This window comes from Rufibacter sediminis (assembly GCF_014269285.1).
Taxonomy (GTDB): domain Bacteria; phylum Bacteroidota; class Bacteroidia; order Cytophagales; family Hymenobacteraceae; genus Nibribacter; species Nibribacter sediminis.
The window spans coordinates 98,547-119,790 of sequence record NZ_JACOAF010000044.1 but is presented as its reverse complement, the minus strand read 5'-3'; the positions used below and the strand labels follow the sequence as shown (position 1 = coordinate 119,790).

Here is a 21,244-nt window from a genome sequence, read left to right as displayed (position 1 = left end):
AAAGGCCTCTCCGCTGGAACAAGCGAAGAGGCCTAGAAATTAGGAGTTTTTCTGGTAGTACACCTCACTCCAGCGGAGCTCGTTCTTCAGCTGGCTCAGGGTGGTATCTTTACCGATGACCACACACTCAATTCCCGCCATTTCTGCGAAGTCCTGCAATTGCTCTGAAGAAATGTTCTGGCTATAGCAGGTATGGTGCGCGCCTCCCGCCAGAATCCAGGCCGCACAACCGGTTTTCATATCAGGGAGCGGTTTCCAGAGCACACGGGCCACGGGCAGGTTTGGCAGATCGTTCTGCGGTGCTACGGCCTCCACTTCGTTCACGATCAGTCTGAAACGGTTGCCCATGTCCACCACCGAGGCGTTCAGGGCCGGACCAGCCCCTACGTTGAACACCAGACGCACCGGATCGGCTTTGCCGCCAATGCCCAGCGGGTGGATCTCGCAGGAAGGCTTGTCAGAGGCCAGCGCCTCGTCTACCTCCAGCATGTGAGAACCTAATACCAACGAATTATTCGGATCGAAGTGGTAGGTATAGTCCTCCATGAAGGCGTTGGCACCCGGCAAGCCGCTGCCCATCACTTTCATGGCGCGTACCAGCGCGGCTGTTTTCCAGTCGCCTTCGCCGGCAAACCCGTAGCCATCGGCCATCAGGCGCTGCACGGCAATACCCGGCAACTGTACCATGCCGTGTAAATCTTCAAAGGTGTCGGAGAAACCTTTATAGCCCCCGTTTTCCAAAAAGGTCCTTAAACCAATCTCAATTTTAGCCGCCTCCCGCAGAGAAGCACGTTGCTCTCCAGACTCCAGTAGGTTATCGGCAACGGTGTATTTGGTCTCGTACTCCTGCACCAGTTGGTCAATGGCCTGGTCAGAAACCTCGTTGATCACCGCCACCAAATCCCCGATGCCGTGGGTGTTCACCGCGAAACCGAATTTCAGCTCAGCCTCTACTTTGTCGCCCTCGGTTACGGCTACATAGCGCATGTTATCCCCGAAACGCACAAACTTGGCACCTTGCCAGTCATACCAGCCGGCCGCCACGCGGCACCAGCCGTTGATCTGCTCAATCACCTCCGGGTCTTGCCAGTGGCCTACCACTACCTTGCGGTTGATGCGCATGCGCGACACCATAAACCCGAACTCGCGGTCACCGTGGGCGCTCTGGTTCAGGTTCATGAAATCCATGTCAATGGAATTCCACGGAATGTCGCGGTTGAACTGGGTATGCAGGTGCAGCAACGGCTTCTGCAAGACCGTCAGTCCTCTGATCCACATTTTGGCGGGCGAGAACGTGTGCATCCAGGTGATCACGCCAATACAATTCTCGGCGACGTTCGCTTCCTGGCACACCTTGAAGATTTCCTCAGTGGTTTTCACGGTAGGTTTGAACACCACGCGCACCGGAATCTGAGGGGCGCTGTCTAAACCTTTTACTATTTCCTGGGAGTGCGCAGCCACCTGGTTCAGGGTTTCTTCGCCGTATAGATGCTGGCTTCCGGTTATGAACCAGACTTCAAATTGTTTTAAGTCAATCATGCGTTTGGAGGTTAAGGGGAGGTAAGGACTGGAAAACCAGCGTGATTTACCAAAAGTTAATGTATTCTGCGGGAAGGCTACTGCCCGTAGTAAGAATCTGGGCCGTGCTTCCGTTCAAAGTGTTTCTTGATGAGCGAGTCTTTCAACCGCGGCACCTGGGGTCTGATCTGCTCGGTGAGGAACGCCATACGGGCAATCTCTTCCACCACGGCGCTGTTGTACACGGCTTTCTTGGCGTCTTTGCCCCAGGTGAAGGGCGCGTGGTTGCCTACTAACACCATTTCCACTTCTTCATAACTCATGCCTTTCTCTTGCAGGTAGTTCATGATCTGGAAACCCGTCTCATACTCATAATTCCCCTGGATCATGGCATCGTCCATGGGAGGGGCGCAGGGTACGTCGGTGGTGAGGTGGTCGGCGTGGGTGGTGCCGTAGATGGGAATATCGCGTTGGGCCTGGGCCCAGGCCGTGGCGTAGGTGGAGTGCGTGTGCACAATGCCGCCAATGTTCTCCCAATGCTTGTAAAGCACGGCGTGGGTTTTGGTGTCAGAAGACGGGCGCAGAGAACCTTCTACGGTGTTACCGTCAAAGTCCACAATCACCATCTTCTCCGGCGACAGGTCCTCGTAAGGCACCCCGCTGGGCTTAATGGCGAACACGCCCTGGGCTCTGTCCACGGCGCTCACGTTCCCGAAGGTGAATAAGACCAGCCCTAACTTGGGCAGCTGCATGTTGGCCTGGTAGGCCTCTTCTTTGATATGTTGGAAAGAACTCATGTGGTTAGCGGGCAATTCCTTGCAACTCGTCCTGGGTTTGGTTTACGTCTCTGGTTTGGCCGTCCTGCGCCGGGCTGCTGGTTTCAGGAAGATCAGAAAGCGTTGCCAGAGAAGCCGACGCACTGTGGCTTTCCAGGAACACGCCCAGTTCAGAGTATTTCTGGTAGCGTTTGGCGTAAAGTTCTACGCGCTCAGGGTTGGGGAAATACTCCAGGTCAAACCCCTGCCCCATGGCAGCCATCGCCTCTTCTACCTTAGAATAAATACCAGCGGCTGTGGCGGCGAACATGGCGGCCCCAATGGCGCAGGTCTGCTCTGATTTATGAATCCGGATGGGCATGTTCATGACATCGGCCATCATCTGCATGATGAACGGCGATTTACGGGCCACTCCTCCTAAACCGATAAGGCCTTTCACCGGTACGCCCTGCTCATTGAAACGGTCCACGATCTTCTTCGCGCCAAAGCAGGTCGCTTCCACCAGGGCTCTGAACACGCGAGGTGCATCACTTCCCAGACCAAGCCCGGAGATGGCGCCTTTCAAGACTTGGTTCGCATCGGGTGTGCGGCGGCCGTTGAACCAGTCAATGGCGAATTCATTGTTTTCTGACAGCGGAATCTGGTCGGCGGCAATGCTTAACTCAGGGATGATCCGGTTGGAGACTTCCTCCACCAAAGCCTCGGCGGTAGCGGCGTCGATGACCTGAGAGTTAGTAAACAGGTTCTGCAAGGGCCAAAGCAGGATTCTCTTGAACCAGGCGTACGTATCGCCAAAGGCAGACTGACCGGCTTCCAGGCCCATCATGCCCGGGATCACTGAACCCGGCACCTGGCCGCAGATACCGTTCACGAGGGTATTTCCTATCTTGTCCATAGGCGCAACCAGCATGTCACAGGTAGAAGTACCCATCACTTTGCTCAGGTGATACGGTTCAATCTGACCACCCACGGCACCCATGTGCGCGTCAAAAGCACCAACTCCTACCACTACCTCGGTAGACAGGCCCAGGCGCTCAGCCCATTCCTGGCTTAACTGACCAGCGGCCTGGTCTGAGGTATAGGTTTGGGTGAACAGGCGCGACGTGAAACCATCTAATACCGGATCTAACGACGCGAAGAAGTCATTGGGCGGAAGTCCGCCAAAGTCAGCGGCCCACAGAGATTTGTGACCGGCGGAGCAGACCCCGCGTTTCATGTCATCAGCGTTGGTGCCGCCGGTTAACAGGAACGGAATCCAGTCGCAGTGCTCTACCCAGGAGTAGGTGGCTTGGCGCACTTTCTCGTCTTCGCGCAGCACGTGCAGCAACTTGGCCCAGAACCACTCAGACGAGTAGATACCGCCTACAAACTGCAGGTAATTGGTGTCAAACTTAGTGGCGTGTGCGTTGATCTCGGCGGCTTCCTGCACACCGGTGTGGTCTTTCCAGAGCACGAACATGGCGTTGGGGTTTTCCGCAAACTCGGGCAGTAAAGCCAAAGGAGTGCCTTGCTGGTTCACGGCCACCGGGGTTGAACCCGTGGTATCCACCGAGACGCCTTTCACCTGGGCCGCAACCTCGGGCCCGGCTTTCTGAAGACATTCTTTGATGGTTTTTTCCAGCCCCTCTATGTAGTCCAGCGGATGCTGGCGAAACTGATTTTCGGCGGGAACACAGTAAGCTCCTCTGTTCCAGCGAGGATAGTTGAACACCGAAGAAGCTACTTCCTCACCGTTCCGGGCATTAACCAGGACAGACCGCACTGAGTCTGAGCCGTAGTCTACACCAATCACAAAAACATCTTGTGCCATATGTATTTTATTGCTGTCAAATTAACGCTTATTTAGCTATCGCCAAATTATTTACCGTCAACTTTTATCGATTTAAAAATTACGCTTCTTGCCAGAGGCTTTTCTTTACAAGTATAGCAATAAGTTTTTTTAAAATGTGATTTTGACACTTAATTTTGTTTTCAGACGGACACGACCCACTCTCCAAGGGGCTACAAGTCTCTACATCCTCAAATAAGTACTAACAGAAGCGATCCCGTTTCGGGGCTGATTTCCAGAAATCAGCCCCGAAACGGGATCGGATGGTTTTATGCCTTTAAAAACAACTAGCCAGCAAGGGTGCCTGATAGCTGTACCTCACTTAAGACACTGGCTTACCACACCTTACATCAGAAACTTCTCCGGATTGGGAATGAATTTAAGGAAGGCCTCAAAGTTGTCATAATACTTCTCCTTGTCCAGTTTGTAGTAATAGGCACCTTTCCGGGAGCTTTCCTTGTCTTTGTCTTCCTGGCGCACCAGCAAACCGGTAGAAAGGACCTTCCGGCTGAAGTTGCGCTTGTCAAAGGTGGTTTCGTAGAGTTTCTCGTAAAGCGTCTGCAGTTTGGGCAAGGTGAACTTCTCGGGCAGGAGCTCAAACAGGATGGGGTGCAAAGCGGCCTTGTAGCGCAGGCGCATCTTGGCCATCTCCACCATCCGTTCGTGGTCAAAGATCAGGTGGGGCATCTCGCTCAGCAGAAACCATTCGGCGTGATAATCAGAGCTGAGCTGCGTTTCGTATTTCTGAATGTCAATGAGGGCGAAGTAGGGCACCGCAATAGTTCGCTCCACCGGGTCGCGGGTAGGTTCACTGAACGCCGGGATCTGCTCCAGGTACACGCCCTCCAGGCCGGTGAGCTGTTTGAGGACCCGCTGAGCGCCCACCTCCAGGCTTTCATGGGGCTGGATGAAACCACCCATTAAGCTCCATTTCTGCTTTTGGGGCGCAAAGCCCCGCTGAATCAGCAACAGTTTAAAATTCTCTCCGTCAAAGCCAAATATGATACAATCTACCGCAACAAGAACCCTTGTTTGCCCCGAATACTTCATCATTCTACTGATATGTTATAGTCCAGACTACCCTTGCGGGTCATCAAAGAGCTAAGATTATGAGTTACATTGCCGTCAGGCGGCATCCAGGTAAAACCCGTGATGAGACAGAAACGCCCATTTCTGTCAGCAGTGGCACGACCGGTTTTCTTCTCCTTAGCAAATAAAGGAATAGTCAGCACTTTTCAAGCGTCACAGGCTCCGCTGGCGTAAATATTCCTGTTTCTCAGCCTGCTTACCGGCTAAACAAGCGGTTTATGCCCATTTTCCGGAAAACGGCCCCGAAACGCGAACCCAGGAAAAGAGAAAATCCCCGGAAACAAGGCGTAAGTCTCATCTCCGGGGATTTGGTTGCGACGGAAAGGCAAATGCCTATTTCGCCGAGAATTTATGCACCGTGGTGGTGTTGTACGTCTGGCCCGGCTTTAGCACGGTAGACGGGAAAGCCGGATGGTTAGGTGAATCTGGGAAGTGCTGGGTCTCCAGGCAGAAAGCCGTTCTGAACTCATCTTTGCCGCCGGTTTTAAGGGTGTGGCCGCCTTCCATGAAGTTGCCGCTGTAAAACTGGATGCCTGGCTCCTGGGTCCGGATCTCCATGGTGATGCCGCTCTTGTCGCCGGTTACGGTGGCGGCCAGTTGCAGGTCTTTGCCGGCAGCGCCGTTCAGCACGTAGTTGTGGTCGTAGCCGTTGCCGTATTTCAGCTGCTGGTTCTCGTCTTTGATTCTGGCCCCAATAGCGGTTGCCTGACGGAAATCAAACGGGGTGTTGGCGATTGGCTCAATGCCCGTCGGGATCAAGGTAGAATCTACCGGGTTGTAGCGGTCGGCGTTGATCTGGAGCTGGTGGCCCAGAATGTCACCGCTGCCCTCGCCGTTCAGGTTGAAGAACGTGTGGTTGGTGAGGTTCACGATAGTAGCCTTGTCCGTAGTGGCCTGGTAGTTGATCTTCAGCTCGTTCTCATCGGTGAGGGTATAGGTCACTTTGGTGGTCAGGTTACCGGGGTAGCCTTCTTCCATGTCCTTGGCCACGTAGGTCAGTTCCAGGGTTTTATCGTCTACCTGTTTGGCATCCCAGACTACGCGGGAGAAACCTTTGTTTCCGCCGTGCAGGTGGTTCTCGTTGTTGTTAGTGGCTAGGGTGTACTCTTTGCCTTCCAGCTTGAACTTGCCCTTGGCGATGCGGTTGCCGTACCGACCAATGGTGGCCCCGAAGAACGTATCGGCGCCTTCGGTGTAATCTTCCACGTTATCGAACCCGATGGACACATCCACTAGTTTCCCGGTTTTGTCCGGTACCAGCAGGCTTACCACGCGGCCGCCGTAGTTGGTGATGGCGGCCTGTACATTGTTCTTGTTTTTGAGGACGAACAGATCGGTCTGCTTGCCGTCTATCTCTTTCTGGAAATTGGCGCGGGCGGGTAGTTTCACTTCTTTGGCGGTAGTAGCGTTGGTAGTGGTTTCAGTTTCGGTCGTTTCCTTGGTGCCGGAGCTTTGATTACAGGCGCTGGTCAGCAGCACAGTACCTAGCAGCATCGCGGAAACAGGTTTTAGTACGTAGTTCATAGGTTTTTATGGGGTTTTAAAGCAATATTTTTGAAAGCTTAACTCTTCAATCTGTAAAAACACACCGGTTATTGCGCCAGGGCTACCACCGGCCACTGCTCTTTGTCCCAGGTCAACTTCTCAATCCGAAGCTTGGGACGGCCGTTTTCCGCGGCGTTGTAGCCATGGAAAATCAGGTAATCGGTCTTGTCAAACGTGTAGACCGCGTTGTGCCCTACCCCATTCCATTGCGCATTTCCTTCCAGCAGAATAGTGCCGCCGCCCGCATCCATGGCCACCCCGTTCTTGTCAAGGTAAGGCCCCTGCGCGTTTTTGGACCGACCCACAATCATTTTGTAATCACTCTTCGCCCCTTTGCAGCAGTAGTCAATGGAAGCGAACAGGTAATAATAACCGTTTTTTTTGAAAACAAAAGGTGCCTCTATCGCATTTCCTCCGGCCTCGGCCGGATTGCCCGGCAACGGTGCCGGATTCGTCTGCAGCGTCAGCCCTTTTTTGCGGCTCGCAATGGTGGGAATCTTGCTGATCTCCTCGGCCACAGATAAGCGGTCTTTGTTCATTTTCACCAGTTTCAAGCCGCCCCAGAACGACCCGAAGGTCATCCAAGGAGTCCCTTTGTTATCGGTGAACAGGTTGGGGTCAATGGCGTTCCAGTTGGTTTGCCCCGGGATGGACTCAATGATCTTGCCGTGATCCACCCACTTGAAATTCTTGTCCTTCGGATCTAACGTGGTGTTCGTGGCCAGTCCAATGGCCGAGGTGTTTTTCCCGAAGGCCGAGATGGAGTAGTACAGGTAATATTTCCCGTTGTAGAAACTGATATCGGGGGCCCAGATGTGGTTGTTCTTGAAACCGGCCACCGCCTGGGTCGCCCACTCCGGGGCCGAGGCAAAAACCGGGGCTTCCATTTTCCAGTTCTGCAGATCAGGCGAAGACCACACCGAGATGCCGTGCCCCGTGCTGAACAGGTAGTACGTTTTGCCTTGCTTGATCATCACGGGGTCATGCACCGTGATGTTATCCACCGGCCGGATGTCGCCCACTTTGGGGCCTTGCGGCGGCTGCGCCTGCACAGAACCTAAGCCCGTGAGCAAGAGTATACTGAAGATGAAGCTTCTTACCATCATATCTATTTTTATAGTCTTTCGTTTTGTGGCTGTTTTTGCCAAAATGCCCCGGAAACAGACTTCGCCAGAACTAAGGTAATTCCTCCGTTCACCGCTGATTTCCAGGCGCACTCGTTTTCCTTTCGTTCGCCTCCCAAATGTAGACAAGAGAACAGCTTTCCGCTAGAACACCATCACAAACCCACCGTTGGGCTTCAGCTCTACCGTCGTTTTTCCGTTGGCGGCTACTTCCAGCGTTTTCTGCTGCAGGCCCGAGGCATCGGTGCCGTCAGAGATAAAGGAGCCTTTCTTCCCGTTCAGGAAGGAAAGGTCCAGCTCCACATTTTTGGCGGAGTTCTCGCCGTTGATGCCAGCCACGTACCACTTCCCATTCGCCTTGCGGGCGATCACCGCCAACTTACCCGGGTAACCGTCAATAAACTTGGAGTCTTCCCAGACGCTGGGTACCTCCCGGAGGAAGTCCTGCACATAGGCTGGTTGTTTCGCCATGCCCTGCGGGATATCCACGTAATGCTGGATGCCCGAAATGAACAGCACCGACAACGCCAACTCAAAGCCTTTGGTAGTTCTTCTGGTAATTCTGGGAATCTGGTCCAGGTTCACCGGCGTGAAATCCATGGGGTCAAACGCGTTCCGGGTAAATGGAATGGTGGCGGCGTGGGCGGCTTCCTCATCGGCGTTCTGCTGCTCAAAGGTGATGAACTCAAAGCCCTTGATGGACTCCATGGTCATGAGATTGGGATAGGTGCGCTGCCAGCCGCGCGGCAAGGTGCACCCGTGGAAGTTCACCAGTAGTTTATTCTCGGCGGCATCGTTCAGAATATCGTTGTAATACTGCATCACGCTCTGGCCATCGCCCCCGAAGAAATCGATCTTCACACCTTTGATGCCCATCTCGCGCAGCCTGGCAAACTCCTGCATGCGGCTTTCATGGGTGAGCATTTTGTCTCTGGGCGTGTACGGCGCCGTGTTCCAGGGCCCCGCCGAGTTGTACCACAGCAGCAGGCCTACGTTCTTGGTTTTGGCGTAATCGGCTAGTTCCTTCATTTTGTCATAGCCAATCTTCTGGTCCCAATTAACGTCAATGAGCGAGTAAGACCAGTTCATGCGGGCTGCGTAGTCAATAAACCGTTTCTGCACGTCATACACAATGGAATCATCCTTCAGCAAGGCCCAGCTCCAGGCCGCTTTGCCCGGCTTGATGAAACTCTGGTCCATGTTTTTGGCCGGTTTTGCCAAATCGGTGCCCAAAGTAGACTCCGTGATGGTTTTCAGAGAGCCCACCGCCAGGATGCGCCACGGCGAGTACCAGGGCAACTCCGATTCCGGGTTCACCGGCCCACCCGCCATCTTCTCCGCGGCCTGCGGGAATGCGATGCTGTACTCGCCGCCCGGGGCATTCTGCGCCAACCGGCTGGCACAATAACTCCCGTCCGGGCCCGATTCCGTAATCAGCACCCAACTGTTGCCGCTTTCAAACAGCGCCGGGAACACCCACCCCGCTTTGATGGGCGAGGGCGTGCCCACCGGAATGCCTTTCAGGTAGTGTTCTTCATAGGAGGGGTTGGTCTCGCTCCAGCCGGTCTTGGCATCTGACATGGGCTGCAACCAGCCTTTGGCGCTCTCAGGGAATTTGAAAGAGGTGATTTCCTGGGTGATTTTTTTGATGCCCGAAGCCTGCCCTGGGAAGTAGTACCGGAACGCCACCCCGTCATTGGACACCTGGAAGATGACATCCATCCGTTGGCCCTGGGCATTCTTGAGATGGAAAGTGCGCTTGTTGGCGCGGTACGTGTTGTTCCTGCGCTTAGCGGTCAAAATCTCGTAGTCATCTTTCACCGTCTCCACGCCAGACACCGATTCCAGCACCAGCCCCTGGGTGAGGTCAGCGTCTTCCATCTTCACGCCCAGTTTTGACGCTTGCAGCACAGGAGCCCCCTCGCGGGTGATGGCGTAAGCAGCACCCTGGCGCTCGGTAAGGAAAAACCGGACGGCAATGCTGTTATCGGGGCTTTGCACCGTGTATTCTTTTTCCAGGGCCGAACTGCTGGAGGTGCTGCTTTTCTGGGAACAGGCCCCCAGCACCAGCAGACCGAGCGCTAACAGGAAGAACGGGTATTTACAGAAGCGCGATGTACTTTCTTTTAATCTGAACGGCATGAACGTAATTAGCTAATTGAGCGATGCGTTTTGAGAGTGTTTTACAAAAAGAAGCTCTAAACGGCAGTTTTAGACACATCAGCCGGGATTTACTTCCGCAACCCAGCCGAATTTTGAGGAAATCTATAGTCATCCCCAAGACACAGAAGTCTTACCGGGAGCAAAAAAGCAAAGCGAAAAGCGGGAGCGTTTTGGGGCCGATTTATTGAAAACCGCCTCAAAACGGAGCGCATTTGTTGCGGCTCCTCTCCCATTTTCCTTTCATCCATTCACTCCCGCTGTAGCTTTTTGTCAAGAGATCTTCACCCGGATCACGTTCACCGAGTACGGTTCCAGCGACAGTTTCACGCGTTTGTTCTTCACCTGAATGGACTGTTGCACCGGGCTGATGGCCGTAGGATTGGCGAAGGAGTTCATCTGCTCCAGATTGCTGCTTCTCAGTTTCTGCAACGTGCCTTTGCTCTGCGCGTTTTTCACGCCTTCCAGCACAAACTCTCCGTCCTGGGCTTTGTCAGCGGTGTTCACCACTTTCAGGATGAGTTCGTTCGTTTTCTTGTTGATGCTGGCCGAGGCAAACAGTTTGTCCTGGCCGGTCACGTTGGCGTTGTTCCGCTGGATGGGCACCAGGTGCGTTCCTACATTGGTAGAGAAAAGCTTCTGCACGTAGTAGTTGGGCGTCCCGAAGGATTGAAGGTTGTTTACCCAGATCATGTCCGGGGTCCACTGCCAGCCTTCTTCGTGGGCGAACAGCGGCGCGTAGGAAGCCATCACCACTACATCGGCGTTACGCTCCAGGCCGGTCATGAAAGCGGCTTCTGACAGCGCGCCTTTCCAGTTGTTCTTGTTATCCGGGCTGGCGATGGCCACGGTTTGTGAGGCATATTCCCCGGCGAAGATCTTGGGGCCTTTCCGGTCATAGTTGTCATAGCGCGTCACGTTTTCCTGGAACCACTCCGGAGCGCGGTAGTAGTGCTCGTCAATGATGTCGGCGTTGAGGCTGCGCATGGTTTTGTTCAGGTAATCGAACTCCGGACCGTCCGGGAAAGGACCGGTGGTAGTGATCAGCTTCACGTCTGGGTACTTCGCCCGCAGGGCTTTCTCGAAAATCTTGTAGCGCTCCACGTACTGCTCGCCCCACTGCTCGTTGCCCACGCCCAGGTATTTCAGGTTGAACGGAGCCGGGTGGCCCATCTGCGCCCGGACCTTGCCCCACTCAGAAGTAGCCGGTCCGTTGGCGAATTCAATCAGGTCCAGCGCATCCTGGATGTAGGGGTCCAGTTGGTCCAGGGGAACCACCTCGCCGGTGTTGAACTGGCAGGCCATGCCGCAGTTCAGGATGGGAAGCGGAGCCGCGCCAATGTCCTCGGCTAACTGAAAATATTCAAAGAAGCCCAACCCGAAGGTCTGGAAATAATCTGGCGTGTGCCGGTGTTTGAACTCCGTGTTCCAGCGATTCACTAGGGTAGCGCGGTTAGCTACCTCGCCAATGGTTTTCTTCCACTGGAAACGCTCATCCAGGGTACGGCCTTCCACAATACAACCGCCCGGGAAACGCAGAAAACCCGGTTTCATGTCGGCGAGCAATTGCACCATGTCGGCGCGCATGCCGTTGGGTCGGTTTTTCCAGGTATTTTTAGGAAACAGGGAGATCATGTCCAGGTCCACGGCGCCTTTCCCCTTGGCAAGTACTTGCAGGGTGGCTTTGGGATCTGTATTGGTAGCGGTGATGCTGGCGTTGTAGGTCTTCCATTCGGTCCCGGCGGGAGTCACTGTGGCAGAACCCAGCTTTTCGCCTTTGGCGCTCAGCAATTCCACGATAATGGGCGTGGCGCTGCCCGGTTGCTGGCGGGCCATCACCGTGAAGTTGTACTGCTCGCCTTTCTTGATGCCCATGCCCCGGAAACCCTCGTTCACTACGCCGTAACCTCCATTGTCTGAGGTGGAGGTCAGGCGCAGAAACCGGCGGTTGGCCCCGTTCAGTTCCCCGCGGTTGTGCACGAGCAGGCTCCCCTCGGCATTGTTTTGTTTCTGCTCCTTCCACCCCATTAAAGGCGTGTCAAACTCAAAGGATCGGTTCTTCACCAGCTCCGCGTAAATACCGCCGTCGGCCCCCAGGTTGATGTCTTCAAAAAAGATCCCGTACATGGTGGGCGCAATCTCGCCATACACCTGGTCAGCTTTTACCTGGAAGGTTTTGGTGGCCGAATTTGTCTGCGCGGACAGGCTGAACGCCATCATACATCCGGCGGCCAGGGCCGTGAAGGAAATTTTGTTCTTCATGTTATGTCAATAAAAACAGATACTACCAAATTGGAATCGATACACAGAGGGCTGCTCTTGGGAACAATTGCTCAGCAAAAGGAAAATTTACTTCAACAACCGGACTTCGTAGATACCCGCCGTGGAGGAGCCTTCTTTCGCCCGGAATTTGATATGTAAGACGTTATTCGGGGCTTTGGTCAACATCTCTGCGGGGATGTCATAGTCTACCTCCACGAACTTGTCGCCGCCGGAACCGTCTGCGGTCACGGTTTTGAGCAGTTGGTTGTTCACCAGAATGTCAAATGCCCGGTCGCGGTCGCGCCCGAAGTAGGTGACGCGCAGCTTGCGGGCCCCCGTGCCTTTGTTTTTCAGGTTATAGCTGAACCAGCCTTTGGCGAGCCGCCAATGCCGGTCGCGGTGCACACCGGTTTCGGAGCGTTCTCCCTGGAACCCGTGGTCTGACTCAGGTTGCTGCTCACCGGGGGCTACCTGGTCTACCGTTCTGGCTTCCAGGGCTAGCTTCTCTCTTTCTTTTTCTTTGATGGCGGCTTTTCTGGCTTCCAACCCTTCTGGGGTGGTCACCGGCCAATACACCATGTAGCGGGCATCGTGGATCTGGTAGAATGGTACCAGCTCCAGGTCTTTGTACTGGCTGGGCTGGATTAGCCCCGAAGCGGTAAAAGTGAACGGCTTTCCGGGGACCGGTTGAATCAAATTGGCCACGTCTTTGGCAGAAGACACCAGCAAAGGCGCTTCTTCCAGGGAGTACAGTGGGCCATTGGCCACGTGCCCCATGCGGCTGCCATCGGCTAGCAAGCCGGTCAAGTCTTTCTTATCAGTTGCGGCCGCTAACACGATGGGGCCGTGCACAAACGATACCCAGGGAGAGCCATCGGGCAGGTATTCGGCTTTGGTTTCCATGGGAAGGGAGAACGCCACCACATCTCCAGATTTCCACTTCCGGTCAATGCCCACGTACCCGGCAGCGGCCGTGCTTACTTTTGCTTCTTTGCCATTAACCGTCACTTTCAACGGACCTTGCTTCACCCACTCCGGCTGCCGGATGTACAGGGTGAATTTCTGGGCTTTCTTCAGGTTCAGGGTAAGTTCTGAGCGTTCCTCAAAAGGGAACTTCGTTTTCTGCGTCAAGGTCAATCCTTTCGCTTGCCACTCCAGCTGTGAGGGCAGGAACAGATTCACGTACAAGTCTTTGTCTGAATGGGCATACACCAACTCGCCGTATTTGCCGTGGTTCTCCAGACCGGAACCCACGCAGCACCAGAAATCTTCCTGAGGCTGGGAATACACCCGGTAATGACGCGGCCGCATGGAGGTGAAATACACAAAACCTCCCCTTTCTGGGTGCTGCGACGAGAGGATGTGGTTGTACATGGCCCGCTCATAGTAGTTCAGGTACTGGGCGGAGGCGCTGTTCAGAAACAGTTGCTTGGAGAGTTTAAGCATGTTGTAGGTATTGCACGTCTCGGGGCCTTCTTTGCCTTCCAGCATGGAAGAAAAGTTATTGGCCGGGTGGAAGTGCTCGCTCACGCTATTGCCCCCAATGGAAACGGTACGGTTGTTCACCACGGTGTTCCAGAAGAAATCGGCGGCTTTGGTCCAGGCCGTATCCCCGCCCACCTCAGCCACCCGCTGATAGCCAATTACCTTCGGGATTTGGGTGTTAGCGTGCATGCCGTTCAGTTGGTCTTTGCCCTGCAGCAAGGGATTGAGCACGGACGTCTGGGAGAAACGCTTGGCCAGGGTAAGGTATTTCTGGTCTCCGGTGATTTGAGCCACATCGGCGAATACTTCGTTCATGCCGCCGTGCTCGCTCCGGAGCATGTCCTGGATCTGGGCATCGGTGAGGTTGGCGGTCAGATCGATGCACCAGTCGGTGAGCTTCACCAGCATGTTCTTGGCTTTCTCGTTCCCGGCAAAGAGATAGGCATCGCGCAGCCCCGCATAGGTTTTATGGATGTTGTACCAAGGCACCCATTTCTTGTTCAGGGAGAAACTTCCGGCATCTATTTTACCAGCTTTGATGTCTTGCCACATCTGCTTGCCGCCAGGGGTGCCGCCCAGATACCCGTTGCCGCTTTTCTGCTGGCAAGCCTCCAGTTGGTCTACCATGTAGTTCAACCGGCGCAGTATCTCCTGATCTCCGGTAGAGGCATACATCAACGCCAACGCCGACACGTAATGCCCCCCGATGTGCCCGTCCAGGCCGGTGTTTTCCCAGTTGCCGTAGTTCTCGGCCTTCGGCTGGATTCCGGCTTCTTTTTGATAAGGAGCCAATAAACGGTCCATGTCCAAAGACAGGATGTAGCGCATATCGGTCTGCTGGGCCTGCTGAAAGGGACTCTCCAACAGACGCACCGAGGACAAGGGGAAGGGCTGGAGTTTAGTCGTCTGGGCAACTACCGCCGCCGGTATCAGCGCAAAAACCAACACCTGTAAAGCTTTTACTATCATCTGAATTCGTTTTAAAAATGAGGCAGTATCCAGAGACATCACCTCTTTGAACTTCATTTTGGGTTTTAGCCCTGCTTTCACAAAAGGAGGCCTAAAACGGAGATTTGCCCAGTGACACCCGAAGGGTTATTTCCCTGGATCACTGGGCAATTTATGATTTACTTATTGTTTCTTTTTAAGCCAGATGGCCAAACCGCCACCGTTTAGACCAGTCATCACAATAGTAGAGGCCTTTTTATTCTCCCAGTCTCTTTCTCTAGAAACGTGCAGTTTGTCAATGAACATGCCTCCGGCCCATCTGAGCTCAATCCACGGCGCATTGTAGGCCCAGGTGTTGTTGGGATCCCCATTTATGGTCCCATTGGCGTTTAAAGTAGTGTTGAAGGCATTGGAGAAGTTAGGATCAGTCTGTTCGTTCCCAAAACCAGGCACTACGGTTTGGGTAAGAACGATCTGTTCGTATTCACCCGCAATATTGGCCGTAGTAATTGGAGTTTGCTCAACATTGGCAAAGCGCTCTGGAGACACCATCGGCCAACCTTCCGGCGTCCAGAAGATTTTCCGAACGTGCATGACCATAAAGCCTGGGTTTACCCCTGGTCTGCCTTGGTGGGCCATGTAGAACTGACCGTTGTCTTGAAATACGGCTGGGTGTGACACCCCTTGCCAACCACTGTGGTTCATGAATTTGTAAGGAGACAGAATCATTGGAGCATTGTCATCCAGATTGTCTACGTTTACGCCATTCCAGTCCAGAAAAGGACCGTTGGGGTTAGCCGAGCGGAACACGCGAACGTTGTATTTGGTCGCCAGCCAGTCGTAGGCCACAAACAGATAATACATCTTGGTTTGAGCATTGTAGATTATTTCAGGGCCTTCCAGGTTACCATTCACCATATTACCGGTTCTTCCTCTTCTGGCAATCCGCACGCCCTTGTCGCCTGCTGTCATTGCTAGCCCTGTAGCGGGATTTAACTGCAATTCATACAAACCATCCCAGGATGATCCGTACACCATCCAGTGTTGCCCCGCAGGAGTCACCACCACCGAGGGGTCAATGGCGTTTGTACCAGGTCCGTCGTTGTCAGAAGTCACAGCTAAGCCTTTTTCAGTCCAGGGGCCTTCCAGGGAGTTTGAGGTTAGCAATCCGATTGCGCTGGTACGCCCTTCTGTTGGCGCAAGGGAGTAATAGAGCCTGAACTCACTCCCTACCTTCAGGACATAGGGCGCCCATAAGCCTTGCACAGGAGTTCCTCCTTTAGAGGTTATATACTGTGAGCCCATAGTGGGCAGGCCATTAATAGCCCAACCAATATATTGCCAGTTGATCAGGTCCTTTGATTTCCGAACCATAATCCCCACGCGTGGCGCAACCCCATACGCTACGTCTGTGTTAAAAGAATAAAACCACTCTCCTTCTTTGATGATAGAAGGATCATGAACATTATATGGCCCCCATAAATTGGCAAAATCAAGAGAGGCAAGTTGGGGATAAGTATCATTGTACTGGGCGAAAATACCCGGATCAATCTCTGTTAGAGGCTCATCATCATCTTGCTGACAAGAACTGAGGACGGTCGCTGATAACAGCGTAAAAACAAGAAGTTTTTTTATTATGTTAGCCATGGCACCAAGTCTTGGAATATAAATTGACTGTTTTTCTGCCCTTCTTCTGCTTTCCTTATCTCTCCGCTTAGAGAATCAAGGAAAGCAGAAGAAGGCAGTTTTCATTAGTTCGCAGAATTAGGGAGAAGATTTACATTATAATCCAACTCTGTTTGTGGAATGGGCAAATATTCATTGCCAGGAGTCCAGGTGTTGAAATCATCATCATGTTCTTTCAACATAGCTAACTTTGCAGGATCATACAGCCATCCCCACCGGATGATATCTTGAATGCGTTGCCCTTCAATGGCAAACTCAAGAGCCCTTTCATGCGCAATCTGATCTCGCATCTGCTCCTTAGTCATGTTAGGCTTCACAGTAGCCAAATCAGGTAGATTGGCTCTGTTCCTAACTTGTTGTATGTACGCATAAGCGTCTGCGGTACGGTTCAATTCATTCAGCACTTCAGCATACATTAAAAGAACATCAGCATATCGTAAGACCCTGTAGTTCACACCACCTGTTTCTGGCGTTTCAAAAGGTACTCCCTGGCCTTCCATGGTATACTTTCTAGGATAAATCTGATTCCGCCGGTCTGCTGGCCAGGGAGAACCATAGGGAGCCGTGATGCCATCTATTTCATCATAGAAAAGAATAGTGGCCGCTAGTCTTGGATCCGTCTTTCCTTCTTTGGTTTTTTCTTGTTTATACTCGTTGAAAATCCATTGGGTAGGCTGATAATCTGACCAACCTTTACCGTCCATGCCGTAGGCCACTGGTAGAGCAATAAATTGCCGCCAGGTAGCAGTAGGCTCACCAGTCCAGTTTCCTACGGACCCTCCAACGGCACTAAATTGCACCTCAAACAGAGACTCTGCATTGTTCTCATTAGCAGTAGTGAAGTTGTCTCTATAATTAGGCACCAAAGAGTACATACCTTGTAAAGGCCCGCTGAAGAACTTGGCAAACTGCGCCTCAGCTTCGGCATACATCTTTCGGTAGAGATAGGCTTTCCCTAACATACCAGCCGCCGCCCCTTTGGTGGCACGGCCCTTCTGCCCTTTGTCTGGCCCTACCACATTATCATAATTGATAGGAAGCATCTCCTCTGCCATTCTCAAATCACTGTAGATTTGGCTCCACAATTCATCTTCCGTGGCAGTAGCCGGATAGTACTCGGTTTTGTCTGCTGGCGGGATGGTAATCACAGGTACAGCCTTGTAAGTGATTGCAAGATTATAATAGGCTAAGCCCCGCAGAAAGTAAGCCTGCCCTAAAATCCGCTTCCTAGCTTCATCGCCTATGATAGCGGCATCCATTTTGGTTACATTTTCAATCACTTGGTTTGCGCGGAACACAATCATATAGTGATCTCTCCAGATCCATTGCGTTTCTCCGGCGTTGGTTGGCAGGGTGAATTGACCACCTAGTTCAAGATAAGTAGCAGGGCTATCTCCATACATATCATCTCCTCTGCTATCACTAAAGCTTGGAAATGTCCTCTGATAGGTACCGTCTGTAGTTAGGGCATTGTAAACGGCAACTATTCCAGCAAAAGCCTGATCTTCAGTTGCCCAGTAGGTGTTAGTAGTTCTTTGATTTGGATTAGTAATCTCTAGTTTATCGTCGCAACTAGAAAACAGCATCAAAGCAACTGCTAAATATTTTATCTTTTTCATTGGGAATATCTTTTATACTTTAAACCAACAGCTTAAAATCCAATTTGCACACCTAGCATAAGAGTTCTAGGCCTAGGGAAAGAGCCATTGTCAAAGCCTGGCTCGAAAACTCCGGCAGTAAAATCAGGATTATACCCTTTGTATTTTTGGAAGGTGTATAGATTTTGAGCAGTCACATAAACTCTGGCGCTTGCGAGGCCCTTGATAAGCCCCTCTTTAAAATTGTACCCCAGAGAGATAGTATTGATGCGCAAGTGGGTACCGTCTTGTAACCAACCCTCTCTATTAGAATCTCTCCCATTTTCATTTGGGTCAGAGTGAATTAGGCGAGGGATATCAGTATCTGTGTTCACCGTAGTCCAACGATCCAGGATATCCTCGTGCCAGTTGTCATCTCCCGCAGTGTGCATCAATGACCTATACAGCCTGCTGTTTATAAGATATTTACCCTTCCCTGACATAAATAAGGTGAAGTCAAAATTCTTGTAAGAGGCATTGAAGTTTAAGCCATATGTAAATTTAGGAATACCACTGCCCAAGTAAGTACGATCATAGGTATCAACAATACCATCGGGAGTACCTTCTGGTCCACTAATGTCTCTAAACTTGATATCACCTGGGGAGGTACCATCTTTTTGGAAGGCGTGGTTTGCTATTTCTTCCTGAGATTGGAAGATTCCATCGGCTAACCAACCGTAATGGCGGCCTACTTCTCCTCCTACCTCAGTGATAGAGCCAACTCCATATCTCTCCGTTACATTCAGGCCTAGATCTAGTACTTCATTATGCAGAGTAGTAAAATTGGCCGAAATGCCGTACCTGAAATCACCAGCAAGCTTGTTGTATCCTGCACTTATCTCAACACCTGAATTTCTTAAAGTACCAGCATTAGTGACAGGAGCAGCATTCACAGATCCTACTGATGCCGGAATAGGAATATTCACCAGCACGTCTTCACTTTTGCTATTATAATACTCAGCAGATAAGTCAACAGCACCATTAAATAAAACAGCATCGAATCCGATGTTGGTAGTTGACTTTTCTTCCCATTTAATTGACTCATCATATACATTGGTTTGCAAACCGCCCAATACACGTTGCCCATTATTGAAAGTATAGACCACGTTTGAGTTGATGAGCGGGTAGTATAAGTAGTTACCAATGTTCTCATTCCCTAGTTTACCCCAGCTCGCTCTGATCTTAAGGTCCGTGAAAATGTCTTCAGGCAAGTTGATGAATTCTTCATTGATGAGTTTCCAACCTAAAGCAAGAGAAGGGAAATAACCGAACCTGTTTGCGGGCGAGAATCTGGAGGAACCGTCTCTTCTAAGAGTAGCTGTTACCAGATACTTATCTGCGAAACTGTAGTTAACTCTTCCCAGGTAGGAAGCCAACACATGGGAATCCTCTGTACCAGAGGCAGTACTTGTGGCACCGTTAAATAAGACAGGCAAGTACGGCTTCACAAATCCTTCGGCATATCCTTGTCTGTACACGCCATCATCTTTCTGATACATCTGGCCTACCAATACAGCCAGAGAGTGCTGGCCAATAACCTTTTCGTAGTTGAGAGTATTTTCAACTAAAAGGGTTTGCAGCCTTCTGGAGTTGTCATTCAGCCTTGCTATATTGTTTTGGAAGAAGTACCCTAAATTAAACTCAGGGATAAAATTATAGTCCCTGATGTTGGTAGCGTCATAGCCCAAATTCAATCTGTATTTAAGGCCTTTGATAATTTCCACCTCTCCAAAGATGCTTGCAAATAAGCGGTCTACATCTGTAGTATTTCTGATAAGGCTATTGTAACCAATCCCATTAAGGGAGATGGCGTCTTCTCTTTCTGACAAAGTACCTCCAAAGCCGCCTTCATTATTTGGGTCGTACAAAGCCATAGTAGGTATGGCAAACACCAAGTCATTGATCAAAGGAGGCCTACCACCGGCCAATACTCCATCTCCGGTCACTAAGCCATTTTCATTCGATTTAGTATAATTGAACGCCTGCCCAACCTTGAAAATACCTTTCTCTAAGGTGGTATTTACCCGGGCAGTGTAGCGGTCATAAGACGGGCCATTGCCCACATAAGTCCCTTTGTTCCCAAAATAGTCCAGGGAGACGTTGTAAGTGTTATTAGCACCTCCGCCAGACAAGCTCACATTATGATTCTGCCGGTTACCAGTCTTGAGGCCTTCTTCTTGCCAATCAGTATTCACATCATCAATAAAAGAAGGATGGGAGGGATCATTGGCCGGAGCTAATGCTTTCCCGGCATTGAGGCGAGACTCATTATTAAGTATCTGATAGTTTGCACGATTTGTCACCGGCATACGCTGCCACACTTGGTCAATCCCATAGTACCCAGAATAGCCCACTTGCAAAGGAGTATCTTTTCTGCCTTTCTTGGTAGTAATGATAACTACCCCATTAGCAGCCCTGGAACCGTAGATAGCTCCAGCAGATGCATCTTTCAGCACTTGCATTGACTCTATATCATTTGGACTAAATTCTCGGGGAACCGTACTAACAGGCACCCCATCAATCACATACAAGGGATCTGAGTTTCCAAATGTACCTATCCCTCTAATCCTTACCTGCGGGAAGGCCCCTGGTTGCCCATCTGTGTTGACACTTACCCCAGAAACACGCCCCTGCAGCATCGCGCCCACATCATTGGTAGACACCTTTTTCATATCCGCCACATCTACTACGGCCACTGACCCGGTAATGTCAGACTTACGCTGGGTACCATATCCTACCACCACCACTTCATCCAGAGACTTTGCATCTGTCTCCAACACTATATTGATAGTAGTCTGGTTATTGATGCCTACTTCTTTTGGAACAAAGCCAATATAAGACACCACCAAGGTGCCTGTACCACTGGGCAAATTCAAGGTAAAATTACCATCCACGTCTGTAGCAGAAGCTATGCTAGTGCCTTTTAACACAACCGAAGCCCCAGGCAACCCTGCCCCACTCGCGTCTGTCACTTTGCCTTTAATGGCAATACCTTGCGCCATTGCGTTCACCATGGAACCATATAGCAGAAAGAGTACTAGTATCCACCCTTTCTTGATGAGTAAATTTTGTTGCATAGGATTAAGATTATGGATGAAGATTATAGATTGAGATCAGACCCGCAGGACCCAAAAAAGAAGTAACTCAGATTGTAAATGTTAAAATGACATTTATCAATTTTTCATA

12 protein-coding genes are annotated in these 21,244 nt (G+C 51.6%); all 12 read right to left on the bottom strand.

The window, feature by feature from the left end; translation table 11 throughout:
• Nucleotides 1–39 precede the first annotated feature (39 nt).
• The 12 genes from araA to H7U12_RS18965 all read right to left on the bottom strand — a co-directional run bounded on the left by araA (nt 40) and on the right by H7U12_RS18965 (nt 21,135).
• On the bottom strand, nt 40–1,539 hold the full coding sequence (gene araA, locus H7U12_RS19020) for an L-arabinose isomerase (RefSeq protein ID WP_186641068.1): 1,500 nt from the start codon (nt 1,537–1,539) through the stop codon (nt 40–42).
• A gap of 77 nt (nt 1,540–1,616) precedes the next feature.
• Nucleotides 1,617–2,315, bottom strand: a complete 699-nt coding sequence (locus H7U12_RS19015) for an L-ribulose-5-phosphate 4-epimerase (protein ID WP_186641066.1) — start codon at nt 2,313–2,315, stop codon at nt 1,617–1,619.
• Between the two features lie 4 nt (nt 2,316–2,319).
• Nucleotides 2,320–4,104: a ribulokinase gene (locus tag H7U12_RS19010; protein ID WP_186641064.1), complete on the bottom strand. Its 1,785-nt coding sequence runs from the start codon at nt 4,102–4,104 to the stop codon at nt 2,320–2,322.
• Between the two features lie 363 nt (nt 4,105–4,467).
• Nucleotides 4,468–5,172, bottom strand: a complete 705-nt coding sequence (locus tag H7U12_RS19005) for an NUDIX hydrolase (RefSeq protein WP_317170805.1) — start codon at nt 5,170–5,172, stop codon at nt 4,468–4,470.
• Between the two features lie 372 nt (nt 5,173–5,544).
• On the bottom strand, nt 5,545–6,735 hold the full coding sequence (locus tag H7U12_RS19000; RefSeq protein WP_186641060.1) for an aldose epimerase family protein: 1,191 nt from the start codon (nt 6,733–6,735) through the stop codon (nt 5,545–5,547).
• Nucleotides 6,736–6,803: 68 nt separating this feature from the next.
• On the bottom strand, nt 6,804–7,862 hold the full coding sequence (locus H7U12_RS18995; RefSeq protein ID WP_241749546.1) for an arabinan endo-1,5-alpha-L-arabinosidase: 1,059 nt from the start codon (nt 7,860–7,862) through the stop codon (nt 6,804–6,806).
• A 162-nt stretch (nt 7,863–8,024) separates the two neighbouring features.
• Nucleotides 8,025–10,022 (bottom strand): glycoside hydrolase family 97 protein, encoded by a 1,998-nt coding sequence (locus tag H7U12_RS18990; protein WP_186641058.1) that lies wholly within the window; start codon nt 10,020–10,022, stop codon nt 8,025–8,027.
• 291 nt (nt 10,023–10,313) lie between these two features.
• Nucleotides 10,314–12,302, bottom strand: a complete 1,989-nt coding sequence (locus tag H7U12_RS18985) for an alpha-L-arabinofuranosidase C-terminal domain-containing protein (protein WP_186641049.1) — start codon at nt 12,300–12,302, stop codon at nt 10,314–10,316.
• A gap of 87 nt (nt 12,303–12,389) precedes the next feature.
• Nucleotides 12,390–14,756 (bottom strand): glycoside hydrolase family 127 protein, encoded by a 2,367-nt coding sequence (locus H7U12_RS18980; RefSeq protein ID WP_186641047.1) that lies wholly within the window; start codon nt 14,754–14,756, stop codon nt 12,390–12,392.
• 162 nt (nt 14,757–14,918) lie between these two features.
• Complete coding sequence (locus H7U12_RS18975; protein ID WP_186641045.1) at nt 14,919–16,382, bottom strand: arabinan endo-1,5-alpha-L-arabinosidase; 1,464 nt, start codon at nt 16,380–16,382, stop codon at nt 14,919–14,921.
• Nucleotides 16,383–16,486: 104 nt separating this feature from the next.
• Nucleotides 16,487–18,040, bottom strand: a complete 1,554-nt coding sequence (locus tag H7U12_RS18970) for a RagB/SusD family nutrient uptake outer membrane protein (RefSeq protein ID WP_186641044.1) — start codon at nt 18,038–18,040, stop codon at nt 16,487–16,489.
• 32 nt (nt 18,041–18,072) lie between these two features.
• Nucleotides 18,073–21,135 carry a SusC/RagA family TonB-linked outer membrane protein gene (locus tag H7U12_RS18965; RefSeq protein WP_186641042.1) on the bottom strand — a complete coding sequence of 1,021 codons (3,063 nt, stop codon included), beginning with the start codon at nt 21,133–21,135 and terminating at the stop codon, nt 18,073–18,075.
• Nucleotides 21,136–21,244 lie beyond the last annotated feature (109 nt).

Excerpts from the sequence above, each read along its gene's own strand:
- H7U12_RS19005 (WP_317170805.1), bottom strand. The coding sequence starts at position 5,172 with ATGAAGTATTCGGGGCAAACAAGGGTTCTTGTTGCGGTAGATTGTATC.
- araA (WP_186641068.1), bottom strand. The coding sequence starts at position 1,539 with ATGATTGACTTAAAACAATTTGAAGTCTGGTTCATAACCGGAAGCCAG.
- H7U12_RS19000 (WP_186641060.1), bottom strand. The coding sequence starts at position 6,735 with ATGAACTACGTACTAAAACCTGTTTCCGCGATGCTGCTAGGTACTGTG.
- H7U12_RS18990 (WP_186641058.1), bottom strand. The coding sequence starts at position 10,022 with ATGCCGTTCAGATTAAAAGAAAGTACATCGCGCTTCTGTAAATACCCG.
- H7U12_RS18980 (WP_186641047.1), bottom strand. The coding sequence starts at position 14,756 with ATGATAGTAAAAGCTTTACAGGTGTTGGTTTTTGCGCTGATACCGGCG.
- H7U12_RS18985 (WP_186641049.1), bottom strand. The coding sequence starts at position 12,302 with ATGAAGAACAAAATTTCCTTCACGGCCCTGGCCGCCGGATGTATGATG.
- H7U12_RS18965 (WP_186641042.1), bottom strand. The coding sequence starts at position 21,135 with ATGCAACAAAATTTACTCATCAAGAAAGGGTGGATACTAGTACTCTTT.
- H7U12_RS19010 (WP_186641064.1), bottom strand. The coding sequence starts at position 4,104 with ATGGCACAAGATGTTTTTGTGATTGGTGTAGACTACGGCTCAGACTCA.
- H7U12_RS18970 (WP_186641044.1), bottom strand. The coding sequence starts at position 18,040 with ATGAAAAAGATAAAATATTTAGCAGTTGCTTTGATGCTGTTTTCTAGT.
- H7U12_RS18995 (WP_241749546.1), bottom strand. The coding sequence starts at position 7,862 with ATGATGGTAAGAAGCTTCATCTTCAGTATACTCTTGCTCACGGGCTTA.
- H7U12_RS19015 (WP_186641066.1), bottom strand. The coding sequence starts at position 2,315 with ATGAGTTCTTTCCAACATATCAAAGAAGAGGCCTACCAGGCCAACATG.
- H7U12_RS18975 (WP_186641045.1), bottom strand. The coding sequence starts at position 16,382 with ATGGCTAACATAATAAAAAAACTTCTTGTTTTTACGCTGTTATCAGCG.